The organism is Trichocoleus sp. ST-U1 (assembly GCF_039961835.1).
GTDB lineage: Bacteria > Cyanobacteriota > Cyanobacteriia > Cyanobacteriales > FACHB-T130 > FACHB-T130.
The window spans coordinates 44,473-59,650 of the sequence record NZ_JAMPJZ010000007.1 but is presented as its reverse complement, the minus strand read 5'-3'; the positions used below and the strand labels follow the sequence as shown (position 1 = coordinate 59,650).

Annotated in this window: 11 protein-coding genes; all 11 read left to right on the top strand. The window is 43.1% G+C overall.

Annotation, left to right across the window (positions count from 1 at the left end):
* Nucleotides 1–31 precede the first annotated feature (31 nt).
* The 11 genes from NDA06_RS04640 (at nucleotide 32) to recF (ending at nucleotide 15,125) form a co-directional block, all read left to right on the top strand.
* A complete protein-coding gene (locus NDA06_RS04640) occupies nucleotides 32–3,610 on the top strand; it encodes a glycosyltransferase (protein WP_199323979.1) in 3,579 nt (1,192 codons plus the stop codon).
* On the top strand, nucleotides 3,607–4,413 hold the full coding sequence (locus NDA06_RS04635) for a methyltransferase domain-containing protein (RefSeq protein WP_242047360.1): 807 nt from the start codon (nucleotides 3,607–3,609) through the stop codon (nucleotides 4,411–4,413). The genes NDA06_RS04640 and NDA06_RS04635 overlap by 4 nt, the downstream gene beginning before the upstream one ends.
* 127 nt (nucleotides 4,414–4,540) lie before the next feature.
* Nucleotides 4,541–5,467, top strand: coding sequence for a glycosyltransferase family 2 protein (locus NDA06_RS04630; RefSeq protein WP_190531496.1), 927 nt, complete (start codon nucleotides 4,541–4,543; stop codon nucleotides 5,465–5,467).
* A gap of 19 nt (nucleotides 5,468–5,486) precedes the next feature.
* Nucleotides 5,487–6,029: a dTDP-4-dehydrorhamnose 3,5-epimerase gene (rfbC, locus tag NDA06_RS04625; RefSeq protein WP_190984850.1), complete on the top strand. Its 543-nt coding sequence runs from the start codon at nucleotides 5,487–5,489 to the stop codon at nucleotides 6,027–6,029.
* Complete coding sequence (gene rfbD, locus NDA06_RS04620; RefSeq protein ID WP_190531498.1) at nucleotides 6,029–6,928, top strand: dTDP-4-dehydrorhamnose reductase; 900 nt, start codon at nucleotides 6,029–6,031, stop codon at nucleotides 6,926–6,928. Before rfbC ends, rfbD begins: the two co-directional genes overlap by 1 nt.
* Nucleotides 6,900–7,973, top strand: coding sequence for a glucose-1-phosphate thymidylyltransferase (locus NDA06_RS04615; RefSeq protein ID WP_190984827.1), 1,074 nt, complete (start codon nucleotides 6,900–6,902; stop codon nucleotides 7,971–7,973). Before rfbD ends, NDA06_RS04615 begins: the two co-directional genes overlap by 29 nt.
* Nucleotides 7,970–8,815 (top strand): glycosyltransferase, encoded by an 846-nt coding sequence (locus NDA06_RS04610; protein WP_190984828.1) that lies wholly within the window; start codon nucleotides 7,970–7,972, stop codon nucleotides 8,813–8,815. Before NDA06_RS04615 ends, NDA06_RS04610 begins: the two co-directional genes overlap by 4 nt.
* A 2-nt stretch (nucleotides 8,816–8,817) precedes the next feature.
* On the top strand, nucleotides 8,818–9,891 hold the full coding sequence (locus tag NDA06_RS04605) for a glycosyltransferase family 1 protein (protein WP_190984829.1): 1,074 nt from the start codon (nucleotides 8,818–8,820) through the stop codon (nucleotides 9,889–9,891).
* Between the two features lie 164 nt (nucleotides 9,892–10,055).
* Nucleotides 10,056–10,946 carry a lipid kinase gene (locus tag NDA06_RS04600; protein WP_190984830.1) on the top strand — a complete coding sequence of 297 codons (891 nt, stop codon included), beginning with the start codon at nucleotides 10,056–10,058 and terminating at the stop codon, nucleotides 10,944–10,946.
* Nucleotides 10,947–11,011: 65 nt separating this feature from the next.
* Nucleotides 11,012–13,858, top strand: a complete 2,847-nt coding sequence (locus tag NDA06_RS04595) for an HAD-IC family P-type ATPase (RefSeq protein ID WP_190984831.1) — start codon at nucleotides 11,012–11,014, stop codon at nucleotides 13,856–13,858.
* 106 nt (nucleotides 13,859–13,964) lie between these two features.
* Nucleotides 13,965–15,125 (top strand): DNA replication/repair protein RecF, encoded by a 1,161-nt coding sequence (gene recF, locus NDA06_RS04590; RefSeq protein ID WP_190433608.1) that lies wholly within the window; start codon nucleotides 13,965–13,967, stop codon nucleotides 15,123–15,125.
* The last annotated feature ends 53 nt before the right edge of the window (nucleotides 15,126–15,178 follow it).

The window sequence follows — 15,178 nt, the reverse complement described above, 5'->3', positions numbered from 1 at the left end:
CTTTAATAATTTTTAATCTTAATCTTTGCTAATGCTACCCCAAGAAGTAAAAAACTTAACATTAATCATTGCTGGAATGCATCGTTCCGGAACTTCTTTAACAGCTTCTCTACTGCAAAATGCTGGAATAAACATTGGTCAAAGATTGATGGAAGGTAACCCAACAAATGCTAAAGGACACTTTGAAAATCTAGATTTTGTAGACTTTCATAAAGAAGTTTTATTTTCCCAAGGTATTAGTCCCGAAGGTTGGACTTTAGAAAACAATATTAAAGTCCAAGAGCAGTTTATAAAGAAAGCAAAATTAATAGTTCAGAAAAATTCAGAAAATAATCTTTGGGGTTGGAAAGATCCACGCACAACTCTCTTTCTTCATTTTTGGGCAGATTTACTTTCTGAAGCTAAGTTTTTATTTGTTTATCGCGCTCCTTGGGAAGTAATTGACTCGCTATATCGAAGAGGCGATGAAATATTTCAGCACAACCCGAATTTTGCCTTAAAAGTTTGGATTAACTATAACCAAGCAGTACTAGATTTTTATTCTCAGTTTCCTGAGCGGTGTTTATTATTCAACCTTAATATTTTATCTAGCCATCAGGATATATTAACTAAAGCAATTGCTGAAAAATTTGGGATTTCTTTACAAGTTAAAGCAGCAGATATTTACGATCCAAAATTGCTTAATACTCAAATATCTAAGTCCCAAAGACCAACTTTAATAAAGAATTACTTTCCAGAAGCATTAGCTCTTTATGAGGAACTAAACATTCAAGCAGACACAAACAAATTATTTCCAAATTTGCCTTTAATTGAAGATGTTCAAGAGCAATCTTCCTTAGCATGGGTTCTGCAAGATTGGTTAGATATTCGCTGGCTACAAAAAAGTTTAAAGACTAATTTAGGTAATTTACAGCAATCCCAATCTCAGTTGCAACAAACGCAGACACAATTTGAGCAATCCCAATCTCAGTTGCAACAAACGCAGACACAATTTGAGCAATCCCAATCTCAGTTGCAACAAACTCAGGCACAATTTGAACAATCTCAATCTCAATTGCAACAAACGCAGGCTCAATTGCAGCAATCTCAATCTCAATTGCAGCAATCTCAATCTCAATTAGAGCGAGTGAAATCTCAATTAGAGCGAGTGAAATCTCAATTGCAACAAACTCAGGCAGAACTAGAGCGATCGCAATCCCAGTTGCGAAAAACTCAGACAGAATTTGAGCGATCGCAGTCTGACCTAGTATATGCTCAGACTTTAGTGACTGCAATGCAAACCAGTAAGTTTTGGAGGCTAAGGGTCGCTTGGTTCAAAATTAAGGGCTTCCTAAACTTGGTTCCCGCCTCAGAAATGTTTACACCTAATACTAATAAAGTATTAAATGTAGTTCATAAAATAGAAGATAAACAGATAAATTCTGAGTCTAGTCAAGTAAATTCTAAGTCTAGTCAGGAAGAAACATCCACTGATGACAGCTTAAAAATGTTTGCTTTTATTAGTGGCTGTCCTGGAGATGCTTATCGGTATCGGTGTCATCATCAAGCAGAAATTTTAAAATACCTTGGATATTCAGTTGATGTTTATGAACCAATGGTATTTTTATACGATCGACTTCTTTCTAAATATAAAATAGTTGTTGCTCATCGGGTTCCGCATACTTACGAATTTGAACAGTTTGTTATTAAAGCTAAACAACTAGGCATAAAAGTAATTTTTGATACTGATGATTTAGTATTTGATCCATCGCGTCTTTCTCAAATTGATGCTTACAATAGAATGGATAAACAAGAAAAGGCGCTGTATGAAGATGGTATTAAGCGCTATCGTAAATCCCTATCTTTATGTGATTACGTCACAGTAAGTACCGCTCGGCTCCAGCAAGAAATCAAAGAAAAATTTCCTAATAAAGATTCAATAATATTACGTAATCGTATTAGTGATGAAATGGAGCAAGGAGCAATTGAAGCTCGTAAAAGCTATGTTCCTAAGGATGGGATGCTTCGGATTGCGTATTTTAGCGGCACTAAAACTCATGCCAAAGATTTCGCAGAATGCGTTTTAGCTTTGAAAAGTATTTTGACTAAATTTTCTCATGTTCGTCTCCTAGTAGTTGGACATCTAGATATTCCCGAAGAATTACAGGAAGTTAGCTCACAGATAGAGTTTATTCCGTTTATGCCTTGGAGGGATTTACCAAAAATCTACCGAAAAGTTGATATCAATCTTGCGCCACTGGAAAAGAATAATGCTTTTACGGAATCGAAAAGCGAACTTAAATATTTTGAGGCGGCGCTTTTATCAGTCCCAACTATTGCCTCAGATACAACTGCTTTCCGTGTCGCTATTCAAGATGGAGTTAATGGACGACTATGTAAGACTTTAGAGGAATGGGAAACTGCTTTATACAAACTTGTAACTGACGACAAAATAAGACAGCAAATGGGGCAGAAAGCCTTTGAGGATGTAAATTGTCGCTACCTAACACGAGTTTCAGCCTTAGAAAATTTGAAATTATGGAACACTTTATTAGGTGGAAGTTTAGCAGCCAATAAACCTCTTTCAATTGCTTTTATTCTACGAGCGCCAATTGCTCAAACGGGTGGAGGTTATAAGCAGATTTTTTACCTAGCCCATTATTTAGCCGCACAAGGTTATCAAGTACATATTTATGTTGAACCTATCGCGCATCTAGCAGGTTCTACGCCTGAACAAGTTCAGAAATTTTGCGAGGATAATTTTGGCAAGAGCAAAGCAATCATTCATTGTGGTCATCAAGGTATTCTAGACTCTGATGTAGCAATTGCAACCAATTGGCCTACAGCCTATGTTGTCGAGGGGTTAATTAATACAAGATTTAAAGCATATTTTATTCAAGATTACGAACCTCATTTCTACGATCCAGAGGATATTTGTTTTAAACAAGCAGAAGCGACTTACGATTTACATTTGGGAATGATTTGTATTGGCAAGTATTTAGCCGAAGTTTTGAGTAAAAGAAATCGCATCAAATACCCCTATATAAACTTCTCATTGAATGAAGCTTTCTTAGCAAAAGAGCCGATTCTGGAGCGGCATTTAGATACAAATAAATCCTGCTCAATTTTATTTTTTGCTCGTCCTTATATCCCTAGGCGTAACTTTGCCTTAGGGGTTGAAATATTAGATAAATTGCATAAGCATAATCCTAATGTGCAAATTAAGTTGTACGGACTGGAAGAAGCTTTAGAACTGCCATTTCCTTACGAAAATTTAGGTGTTTTAACTCAAGCAAAAGCAGCAGAAGCAATGCGCTCATCTGATATACATCTATCTTTTTCTATGACCAATATCAGCACAGTAGTGTTTGAAGCAATGGCTTGCGGTTGTGCCACAGTAGAAGCAGATGTTCCTCCAGTGAGAGCAATGGTTGATGATGAAGCTTGTATTTTATGCGAGCCTAATGTAGGATCTGTTTTTCAGGCATTAACAAACCTTGTAGATAATTCTGGACTAAGACACAAAATTGCAACTGCTGGTTATCACTCTGTCAAAGACTTAACAGTTAAAAATATGTGTTCTCAATTTGAGAAAATTATTAGAGAATATAGCTTTAACTTTAGAAGTTGAATGAATATACACAGATAAAAAAGAGAAAATTGATTTTGTTTAAAAAATTTAGAATTCAGAGTAAAAGAATGATTACTAGAGCAGATTATCAGTTAAACCGCTTACAATTTTTAAATAATTTAGTTGACTTAGAAAAATCAGAAGGTTTAGAAATAGGAGCTTGCGACTTACCAACTGTCTCCAAAGAGGTTGGCAATTGCGAATTTGCAGACTTTCGTTCAGCAGAAGAAATGATTCGTCTCTGGAACCTGCCGCCAGAGACAGTAATGCCTGTCAAATACATTCTCCAAAGATATAGTGAGGTTCACACTCAAATTAACAAAAAGTTTGATTTTGTAGTTCTATGCCACGTTATTGAGCATATTCCTAATGTCATTGGCTATATTAAGGATTTACACAATTTGCTCAAACCAGGAGGGGTAATTATTATTGCCTGTCCAGATAAGAGAAGAACTTTTGATGCCTCAAGACCTTCAACTACAATAGAACATCTGCTAGACGATTATTATAATAATTGTAACTATCCTTCATTAGAGCATATCTTGGAATTTGCCAAGGCTGCATCTGACGATTTAAGGCAGAAAAGCATAAAATCACCTAAAGAGTTTTATGAATGGGGATGCAAAAATTTTGAATCGGGAATGGCAGATGCTCATTGTCACGTTTGGACAGATGAAGAGTTTTTTAACCAAATTAGCTATTTGATTGAAGCGGGTATGATTGAAGGGTTGGAAATTGTTGATAAACAATACAATAATATTGTTTATAACGAATTCTTGATTGCTCTAAAATCTGCCAGATAAATTCAGCCTGAACTATAATAGTCAAAAATAATATTTATAGTGAATGTAAGGGTTTTCATTACTAATTAATTGAATATATTTCAATAGTGTTGTCTTTACATCGCTTTGCTGGAGTGATACTACATAAATGAGCGAGCAATACAAGATAGCAGGTTATATAACTGCTTATGAAAATCCAACAGCAGTTATAGATTGTATCAATGCTATTACTTGCCAATCCTTGCCCGTTGAGAAGTTACTAATAGTAGATAACTCCAGCACGAAGCCTTTATTACATCTTACTAATCAAGAAAATATTTTAATCAAATTTCATCCAGAAAACATAGGAATTGGGGCTGGTTTAACTTGGGCAATTGCATGGGCTATTAAACAAGGATATGACTTTTTATGGGCTTTCGATCAAGATAGTGTCCCTGAATATAACTGTCTTGAAATTCTTCTAGAAGTTTATAAAAAATTTTCAAGTAATAAATATAAAATTGGTATTACTGCACCTACTCCTATAGATAGTAGAAACAATAAAATAGTCCAAGGTGCTGTTTTTAAAAAAGATAGTTTTAGAGGGTATGGCTCAGAGAGCCTAACTAATCCTTATGATTGTGATGCACCAATTACTTCTGGTTCTCTAATCTCTATCGCTGCTGCTAAAACTATCCCACCGCCACGTAGCGATCTATTTATTGATGGAATAGATTTGGATTATGGACTAAGACTAAAACAAGCAGGTTACCATAATTTAATTGTTCCTAATGCTTTTATGAAGCATAATTTTGGAGAGCCTTTAAAAATCAAGTTTATTAATAAAGAAATTATTATCCAAAAATACTCGGCGTTACGTCATTATTATATTTGTAGGAATCATACTTATTTAGAAACTAATTATGCCCAAGGTGTATATAAGTTTATAAGCGTTTTAAGAAGAGTCAAGTATTTAATTTATACTATTATTAAAATAATAGTATTTGACCCTAAAAATAAATTTTTCAAAATGTGGGGTTGTTTAATAGGAACATTTCATGGTTTGATAGGTAAGCTTGGTAAAACTTGGAATTGATATTCAAATTAGTATACTGATGAACATCATAACTACTGCAATTCCTGATGTATTAGTGATTGAGCCGCAAGTTTTTGGTGATAGTCGCGGTTTCTTTTTTGAGAGCTACAATCAAAACAGCTTTATAGAGAAAGCTGGAATTTCAGCTAACTTTGTGCAAGATAATCACTCACGTTCAGTTAAAAATGTTTTACGTGGGTTTCACTACCAAATCCAACAACCTCAAGGAAAGTTAGTCCGTGCTGTTGTTGGTGAAATTTTTGATGTCGCAGTAGATATTCGCCAAAACTCTCCGACTTTTGGTCAGTGGGTTAGTTGTATTCTTAATGCTGAAAATAAAAAGCAATTCTGGGTTCCTGCTGGTTTTGCTCACGGATTTTTAGTTATTTCAGAAGTAGCGGAAGTTCTTTACAAAACTACTGATTATTACGCCCCTCAACACGAACGTTGTATTCTTTGGAACGATCCTGATTTAGCTATAGATTGGCCTTTAGATGGGACACCAATACTATCTGTAAAAGACCAAGCTGGTAAAACTATAAAAACTGCTGAGGTTTTTTGATGACAAAAATATTACTTACTGGTAGTGCAGGGCAAGTAGGTCAAGAATTACAGCAAGTATTTACTAATGCAGAAGTAATAGCTGTTGCACGTGAAAGAGTTGATTTTACACAGCCAGAAACCCTGCGTCAGATAGTCCAAGAAGTTCAGCCGCAGGTAATTATTAATGCTGCCGCTTATACGGCAGTGGATAAAGCCGAAAGTGAACCAGAACAGGCTGACGCTGTAAATGCTTTAGCGCCTGCTATCCTAGCCCAAGAAAGCCAAAAATTAGGCGTGTACCTAATTCATATTTCTACAGATTACGTTTTTGACGGCAAAAACGGTTACCCTTATCAAGAAACTGACAATACTAACCCTGCAAGCACTTACGGTCGCACAAAATTAGCCGGAGAGCAAGCAGTTCAAGAAAACTGCAATAACTATATTATTTTGCGGACAGCTTGGGTATACGGCACCTACGGCAAAAGTAATTTTGTCAAAACCATGCTGCGACTGGGTGGGGAACGCGAGGAAATCCGCGTTGTTGCCGATCAAATTGGTAGCCCGACTTGGGCAAAACATTTAGCACAAGCGATCGCGCAACTCATTCCCCATCTGACACCAGAAATCGCCGGAACCTACCACTACACCAATAGCGGTGTCGCCAGCTGGTATGACTTTGCTGTTGCCATCTTTGAAGAAGCCAAACACGTGGGGTTCCCCTTAAAAGTCCAGCGCATCATCCCCATTACTACTGCTGAATATCCCACTCCCGCACATCGTCCCGCCTATTCTGTCCTTTCCTGTGGGAAAATATCTGCGGTTATGGGAACTTATCCCCCCCACTGGCGACAGGGATTGCGGCAGATGTTACTGGAGTACATAGGCGATGAAAGCTTTAATTCTCTCCGGCGGTAAAGGCACGAGGCTGCGTCCTCTCACCTATACGGGGGCAAAACAACTCGTGCCCGTCGCGAACAAACCCATCCTCTGGTACGGCATCGAACGCATCGTTGCCGCAGGCATTACCGACATTGGTATTATTATCAGTCCCGAAACCGGCGCAGAAGTTCAAGCCAAAACTGGCGATGGTGATCGCTTCGGTGCCAGAATTACGTACATTCTCCAGGAACAGCCAGCAGGACTTGCCCACGCCGTCCAAATTGCCCAACCTTTCTTGGAAGATGCACCCTTCATCATGTACCTGGGCGATAACCTGATCCAGAACAATTTAGATCCATTTCTGGACACCTTCAAAGCCCAAAACTTGGACGCGATGATTCTCTTGCGTCCAGTGGCTAATCCCAGCGCCTTTGGTGTCGCCAAAGTGGATGAGAAGGGACGAGTATTGTATCTGGTAGAAAAACCCCAAGTTCCTCCCTCCAATCTCGCCTTAGTGGGGATTTACTTTTTCGATCGCAGCATCCATCACGCCATTGCTTGTATCCACCCATCTAAGCGAGGCGAACTGGAAATTACAGATGCCATTCAATGCTTGATCGACCAGCAAAAAAGCGTAGAAGCGTGTCAATTAGAAGGCTGGTGGCTGGATACTGGTAAAAAAGACGATCTTTTGTCAGCCAATCAAATTATTCTAGATAGTTATCTTGTCGGCTCAGTTCAAGGTGAGCTGGATGACCACACTCAAATCATTGGACGAGTGGAAATTGGTACAGGGTCAAAAGTCGTTAACAGTACCATTCGGGGTCCCGCGATTATTGGTCGAGACTGCCATATCGAAAACTGCTTTATTGGACCCTATAGTAGCATTGGCGATTGCAGCATCCTAATCGACGCCGATCTTGAGCATAGTGTTATCTTACAGGGCGCTCAAGTGGTGGGAATTCATCAACGAATTGTGGATAGCCTGATTGGGCAACGTGCCCAGCTAACCGCTGCCCACCGCCGACCCAAGGCCCTGCGTTTTATGATTGGTGATGATTGCCACGTTGAACTGACGTGATCTATTTCGTTACAGTTAACTATTATTCAACAGATTTAGTTACTCAACTCATTAGATCGTTTCCGGAGGATAGCGAGGTTCCCTATCAGGTTGTTATTGTCAATAACTCTCCAGATGATGCTTCAATTGAGCAAGTCAAAACTGATAATATTCTAATTCTTGAAGCAAAAACTAATCTAGGATTTGGCAGAGCCTGTAACTTAGGTTTAAATTGGGTTTACGAGCAAGATAATGAAGCAATCGTTTGGATTATCAACCCGGATAGTTACCTTTTAGAAAAATCTCTAGAATACGTGCCAGCCTTTTTTAAGACTTATCCAGAACTTTCTATTGTTGGCACTCTTATCTATACACCGACACGAGAAGTTTGGTTTGGTGGAGGACGGTTTATTCATGAAACGGGAACAATTCTCTCTGAAAATCTGTTATTGAGGCATCCAAAATTAGCCTATATACCATGCGATTGGGTTTCGGGATGTAGTCTGCTGGTCAATTTCCGAAAGTTTCCCAGTTGTCCTGAGTTTGACCCGGCTTACTTTCTTTATTATGAAGATTTTGATTTTTGTAGACGCTATTCCCTAGAGGGGCATTTAATCGGTATTACCTCTCTGATTCGCGTCGGACATCAACCATCTTCGATTACAAACAGAAACATTTTTAATAAAATTAAGCACAGTACCTATAGCTACTTGCTAATTTTGGAAAAATATGCAAGTTTAACAGTGCGATCGCTACGGTTTCTCCGTCTTATTTTCCATGCGTTTATGTTACTTGTAGTAAAACCGTCGGTAGCCCTTGGTAAACTTTACGGCGTCTTCCTCTATTTAAAAAAGCGATACTAACCTTGCTGTCTCCACTCCTAGTCAATCTTTCCTTCATTTTTTCCCAACCGACTGGCATCAGCACCTATGCCATAAATCTTTTTCCGCACCTCCAGCCTCTCGAACCAACCTTACTGACAGCCCAAAATTTTCCCAACTATCGCTGCTATCCAGTTCCGTCGGATCTAACCCCCGCCCAAGGGTCAAAAGGGCATTTTCGCCGTCTGCTGTGGACGCAGTGGCAGTTGCCCGAAATTTACAAAAAATTGAATTCTAGTTTAATCTTTTCCCCAGTTCCAGAAGCGCCGTTGTATGCGGGTTGCCGTTCAGTGGTGATGGTTCACGATCTTATCCCGCTGAGGTTTCCCAAACGCTTTTCTCCCCTAACGCCCTACTTCCGCTACTACATTCCCCAAGTTTTAGCGCAAGCTGAGCATATTATTTGTAACTCTAGGGCGACCGCTCAGGATATTATTTATCTTTTCGGTATCCCAGAAGATAAAATTACGCCAGTTCATTTAGCTTATGACGTCAATCATTTTCGGTTTCTAGATATTCCTACTAGGAATTATTTCCTCTACGTCGGTCGCCAAGATCCCTACAAAAATATTGCTCGGTTAATTGACGCATTTGCTACTTTACCAAGTTGCCGTGATGATGAATTATGGATAGCCGGAGCTAGAGATAAACGTTATACGCCTGTGTTGATGGCGCAGGTGGAACAGCTAGGTATAAAAAATCAAGTAAAGTTTTTAGATTACGTTTCCTACGAGGAATTGCCGACGCTAATCAATCAAGCGATCGCTCTCGTCTTCCCTAGCCTCTGGGAGGGCTTTGGACTGCCCGTTTTAGAAGCAATGGCGTGTGGCACCCCCGTGATTACTTCCAACCTCTCCTCGCTGCCAGAAGTCGCGGGTGACGCCGCCCTTTTAGTCAATCCCTACAACGTGGGAGAAATTGCCGAAGCGATGCAGGCAGTCGTAATAGATTCAGGATTGCGATCGCGTCTTCGTCAAGCTAGTCTCGCTAGAGCCAGTCAATTTAGCTGGACAAAAACGGGACAAGCAACTGCCCAAGTCCTTCAGCGATATTTATAAACACTGCGAAAATTATCAAAGTTACAGGTGGCAAATTGTCAAGTTAAGATTGGGAGCCAGCTCAAGATTCGCCTTCAAGCTTCAATTCCTCTTGCCTCCCCAGGTAGATTTCTTTTTATCAAAGGTTTGTCAAAATAATTGACAATTAATGGAAGAGGCTCAGCATGAACCGGCGAGCATTGTTGCTACTAAATCGCCACGCACGCCGAGGAAAAGAAGGTCTATCAGAGGCGGTTGCCAAATTGCAGGAGTTAGGCTTTGACCTGCAAGAAGAGTCCACACAAAAGCCCCAGCAGATACCAGAAATTATCCGTCGTTACCGCGATCGCGTCGATCTCGTTATCATTGGTGGCGGAGATGGCACCCTAAATGCCGCCGCCGAGGGTCTGATTGACACGCAACTCCCGTTGGGCATCTTGCCTTTAGGAACAGCCAACGACCTGGCACGAACCCTTTCAATTCCTGTCTCCCTCCCCGAAGCTTGCGAGGTAATTGCAACAGGTCAAAAACAGCGAATTGACTTAGGTTGGGTGAATGGAAAGCACTTCTTCAATGTTGCTAGTCTCGGATTGAGCGTGCAAATTACTCAACAGCTAACCAAAGAAATTAAGCAACGCTGGGGAGTCCTCGCCTACGCAGTCACCGCCATCCAGGTGATTGGGCGATCGCGTCCTTTTCTAGCAAAAATTCGTCTCAATGGCGAATCTATTCAGGTGAGAACCGTTCAGATTGCCGTAGGCAACGGACGATATTACGGCGGTGGCATGACCGTTGCTGACGATGCTACCATTGACGATCAGCGCTTGGATGTGTACAGCTTGGAAGTTCAAAATGCATGGCAGATCGTCCGATTGCTACCTTCCATGCTAAAAGGAAAACAAGCAGAATGGCCTGAGGTGCGAAGTCTTCAAGGGCGGGAAATTGAGGTATCCACGCTAAAACCTCTCCCGATTAATACTGATGGTGAAATCACCACTTACACCCCTGCCAAATTTCGCCTAATTCCTGAAGCGATATCGGTTTTAGTTCCACAATCACCCCTACGCACTCCTTAAAATACCTCCCAGTCACCGGATTTAAGCCCTATGATTAAGTGCTAGTAGGTGTTAAAGCATTTCCCGTGACCCCATCTCCTTCACATTCAAAACCCGATCTAGCAAGCGTCTGGCATACTCTACCAGTGGACAAGACACTGGAGCAGCTAGCAAGCGACCCAGAAGTTGGTCTGACGACCCAGGAAGCCAAACAGCGGTTGCAGCAATACGGACCCAACGAACTGCAAGAAACTGCGGGTCGAAGTACCTGGGAAATCTTGCTCGATCAGTTCAAAAACATCATGTTGTTGATGCTGATTCTAGTAGCACTGATTTCCGGGATTCTAGACCTGGTGGATTTACGCGCTGGCAGATTAGCCCCTGGTGAAATTCCCTTCAAGGACACAATTGCAATTTTACTGATTGTCATCCTTAACGGCGTCTTGGGCTATCTCCAGGAAAGCCGCGCCGAAAAAGCACTTGCCGCCCTCAAGAAGCTTTCCTCTCCGAAAGTGCGAACGATCCGCGATGGCAGACAATTAGAGGTGGACGGCAAGGATCTTGTTCCAGGAGACATCATGCTCCTCGAAGCAGGGGTGCAGGTTTCCGCCGACGGGCGTCTAATTGAAGAGTCAAATCTGCAAGTGCGGGAATCGGCACTAACCGGCGAAGCTCATCCATCAAGTAAGCAGGCAGCGGTGCATCTGAGTGAAGAAACCGCGTTGGGCGATCGCATTAACTTAGTCTTTCAAGGCACTGAAGTCGTCCAAGGGCGCGGCAAGGTCATCGTCACCGGCACTGGTATGAAGACGGAACTCGGCAAAATTGCCGATATGCTGCAATCCGTCGAAGCTGAAGACACCCCGTTGCAACAGCGAATGACCCAGCTGGGCAACGTGCTGGTGACGGGTTCTTTGATCTTAGTTGCCATCGTCATCGTCGGCGGAATGCTGCATAATTTCTTCAGCCAGGGGCGTTGGAACTGGAATGTCTTGCAAGACCTTGTGGAAGTTTCTCTATCGATGGCAGTGGCGGTAGTGCCAGAAGGCTTGCCAGCAGTCATTACAGTGACGTTGGCACTGGGAACCCAGCGGATGGTACGCCGCCACGCACTGATTCGCAAACTCCCAGCGGTAGAAACCCTCGGTTCTGTCACAACTATCTGCTCGGATAAAACCGGCACCCTCACCCAAAATAAAATGGTGGTGCAGCGGGTAGACACGGCAAACCATACCTTCCGCGTTACCGGCGAAGGTTACATCCCTACCGGAGAATTTTATCTCGACGAGCGGCAGGTAGCCGCAGAGCAGTATCGGGATCTGCAAATCCTGATGCTTGGCTGCGTGCTTTGTAATGACGCAATGTTACAGCACGACAAGAATGAGTGGGCAATTCTCGGCGACCCCACAGAAGGGGCATTAATTGTCCTGGCTGGGAAGGGAGGAATTGATAAGGAACCGCTAAGCCGCCAAATGCGCCGCGTTGCCGAGTTTCCTTTTTCCTCCGAACGCAAGCGGATGAGCGCGATCTGCGAAGCGGGCGCTTGGATTCAAAACACGCCTTTTTCTAGCAGCCACCTGATGTTTACGAAGGGTTCTCCAGAGTTAATTTTGGAGCGTTGTACCCAAATTCAGGTAGGCGACCAGAGCGAAGTTCTGCGCGATGAGCAACGAACTCAAATTCTGGAGCAAAATAACCAGATGGCAAGTAAGGGCTTGCGGGTACTGGGATTTGCTTACAAGCCTTTAGAGAGCGTTCCGCCCGAAGGATCGGAGGAAACAAACGAGCAAGAATTAGTTTGGCTGGGTTTAGTCGGAATGCAGGATGCTCCGCGTCCGGAAGTGCGGGATGCAGTCGCTAAATGCAAAGCCGCTGGAATTCGAGCCATGATGATTACTGGCGACCACCAGCTAACAGCACAAGCGATCGCCCAAGATTTAGGGATTGCCCAAGAAGGCGATCGCGTCCTCACAGGTCAACAACTGCAAAAGTTTAGTCCAGAGGAGCTAGATCAAGTCGTTGACGAAGTTAGCATCTACGCCCGTGTTGCCCCCGAACACAAACTCCGCATTGTTCAAGCCCTCCAGCGTCGCGGTAGATTTGTCGCCATGACCGGCGATGGCGTCAACGATGCCCCAGCACTCAAACAAGCCGACATCGGCATCGCAATGGGCATTACCGGCACCGATGTCAGCAAAGAAGCCAGCGATATGGTGCTGCTGGACGACAACTTCGCTACCATCGTCGCCGCTACCGAAGAAGGGCGAACGGTTTACAGTAATATTCGCCGCTTTATCAAATACATTCTGGGAAGCAACATCGGCGAAGTGTTGACCATTGCCGCCGCACCTCTGCTTGGCTTGGGGGGCGTTCCGCTCTCGCCCTTGCAGATTCTCTGGATGAACCTCGTCACGGATGGTTTACCCGCTCTCGCCCTTGCTGTAGAACCCGCAGAACCCGATGTGATGCGCCGTCCTCCCATGAATCCCCGCGAAAGTATTTTTGCCCAAGGGCTGGGTTCTTATATGGTTCGGATTGGGATTATCTTTGCGATTATCAGTATTGCTTTAATGGCATGGGCTTACAACTATACTCATGCACCAGGCTATCAGGGTGATCCAGAGGTTTGGAAAACGATGGTCTTTACAACCTTGTGTCTCGCTCAGATGGGACACGCTTTGGCGGTTCGTTCTAACAGCCGACTGACGATCGAGATGAATCCCTTTACCAACCTGTATTTGTGGGGAGCAGTGGTTGTCACCACGGCGTTGCAGCTAATGCTCGTCTACGTACCTCCTCTGCGTTCTTTCTTTGGAACTCACTACCTGAATCTTACTGAACTCGGTATTTGCATCGCCTTCAGTTCCTTAATGTTCGTTTGGGTTGAGATGGAAAAACTGTTTATCCGTTTTTTTTACAAAGGCAGACGGTAATGGGTAATAAGTAATGGGGAATTAGGGACTGGTTATTGGAAGAATCTAGGCTGAAAATAATCACCCATGCCCCATTACCCATTCCATTACTAATGATCCATTAGCTATGTATCTCAAAACCCTCCACTTGCGCCAGTTTCGCAACTACTTGGATTGTGGAGTTGATTTCGAGGCTCCTAAGACGATTTTGGTGGGGAATAATGCCCAAGGAAAATCCAATCTTTTGGAAGCAGTCGAGTTACTATCAACCCTCAAAAGCCATCGAGCCGGACGCGATCGCGACCTGATCCGCGAAGGCGCGGCGGACGGTAAAATTACAGCCACGCTGGAACGCGCTAACGGCTTAGTGGATCTGGCTTTAACCCTCCGCACTCAAGGGCGTCGCACCGCAGCCATTAACCAAGAAGCTTTGCGACGCCAAATGGATTTTCTCGGCGTCCTCAACGCTGTAGAATTCTCCAGTTTAGATTTAGATCTAGTGCGAGGTGCCCCCGAACAACGCCGCAACTGGCTAGATTCCATCCTCACCCAGTTGGAACCCGTCTACGCCCACATTTTGCAGCAATATAACCAAGTATTACGGCAGCGCAACGCCTTATTAAGACAAGAAGCGAGAAAAGCCCAACCTTCTTCTAGTAACAGGCAAGAGGAAATTTCCACCGATGGGGACTTGAATCGTGACTCAGAATTGGCGTTGTGGGATGTCCAATTAGCGATCGCGGGTTCTCGCGTTACCCGTCGTCGAGCCAGAGTCCTGACACGGCTGGCACCTCTCGCTCAGGCTTGGCACGCTAGCATTAGCGGTAGAGCTGAAGTGCTGGAATTAAAATATGCCCCCAATGTCACCCTGGAGAAGGAAGAACCCGAAGCGGTGCAACAAGCTTTTCTAGAGAAAATTCAACAGCGTCGGGTCGTCGAACGTCACCAAGGCACAACCCTCGTCGGCCCTCACCGGGACGAAGTTGAGTTTACCATCAACCAAACACCGGCAAGAATTTATGGCTCCCAAGGTCAGCAGCGAACCCTAGTCTTGGCACTGAAACTGGCAGAGCTAAAGTTGATTGAAGAAGTCGTTGGAGAACCGCCACTGTTACTACTTGATGATGTTCTAGCCGAGTTAGACCCAAACCGCCAAAATCAACTGTTAGATGCCATCCAAGACCGCTTTCAGACCCTGATTACCACTACTCACTTAGGTTCCTTCGATGCCCAGTGGTTGAATTCTTCTCAAATTCTCTCTGTTCAGGCAGGACAAATAAAACGATGAAGTTTGTTAGTTGCATAAGGACGGATTGAAGCCAAATATTTGTAAATAGCCAA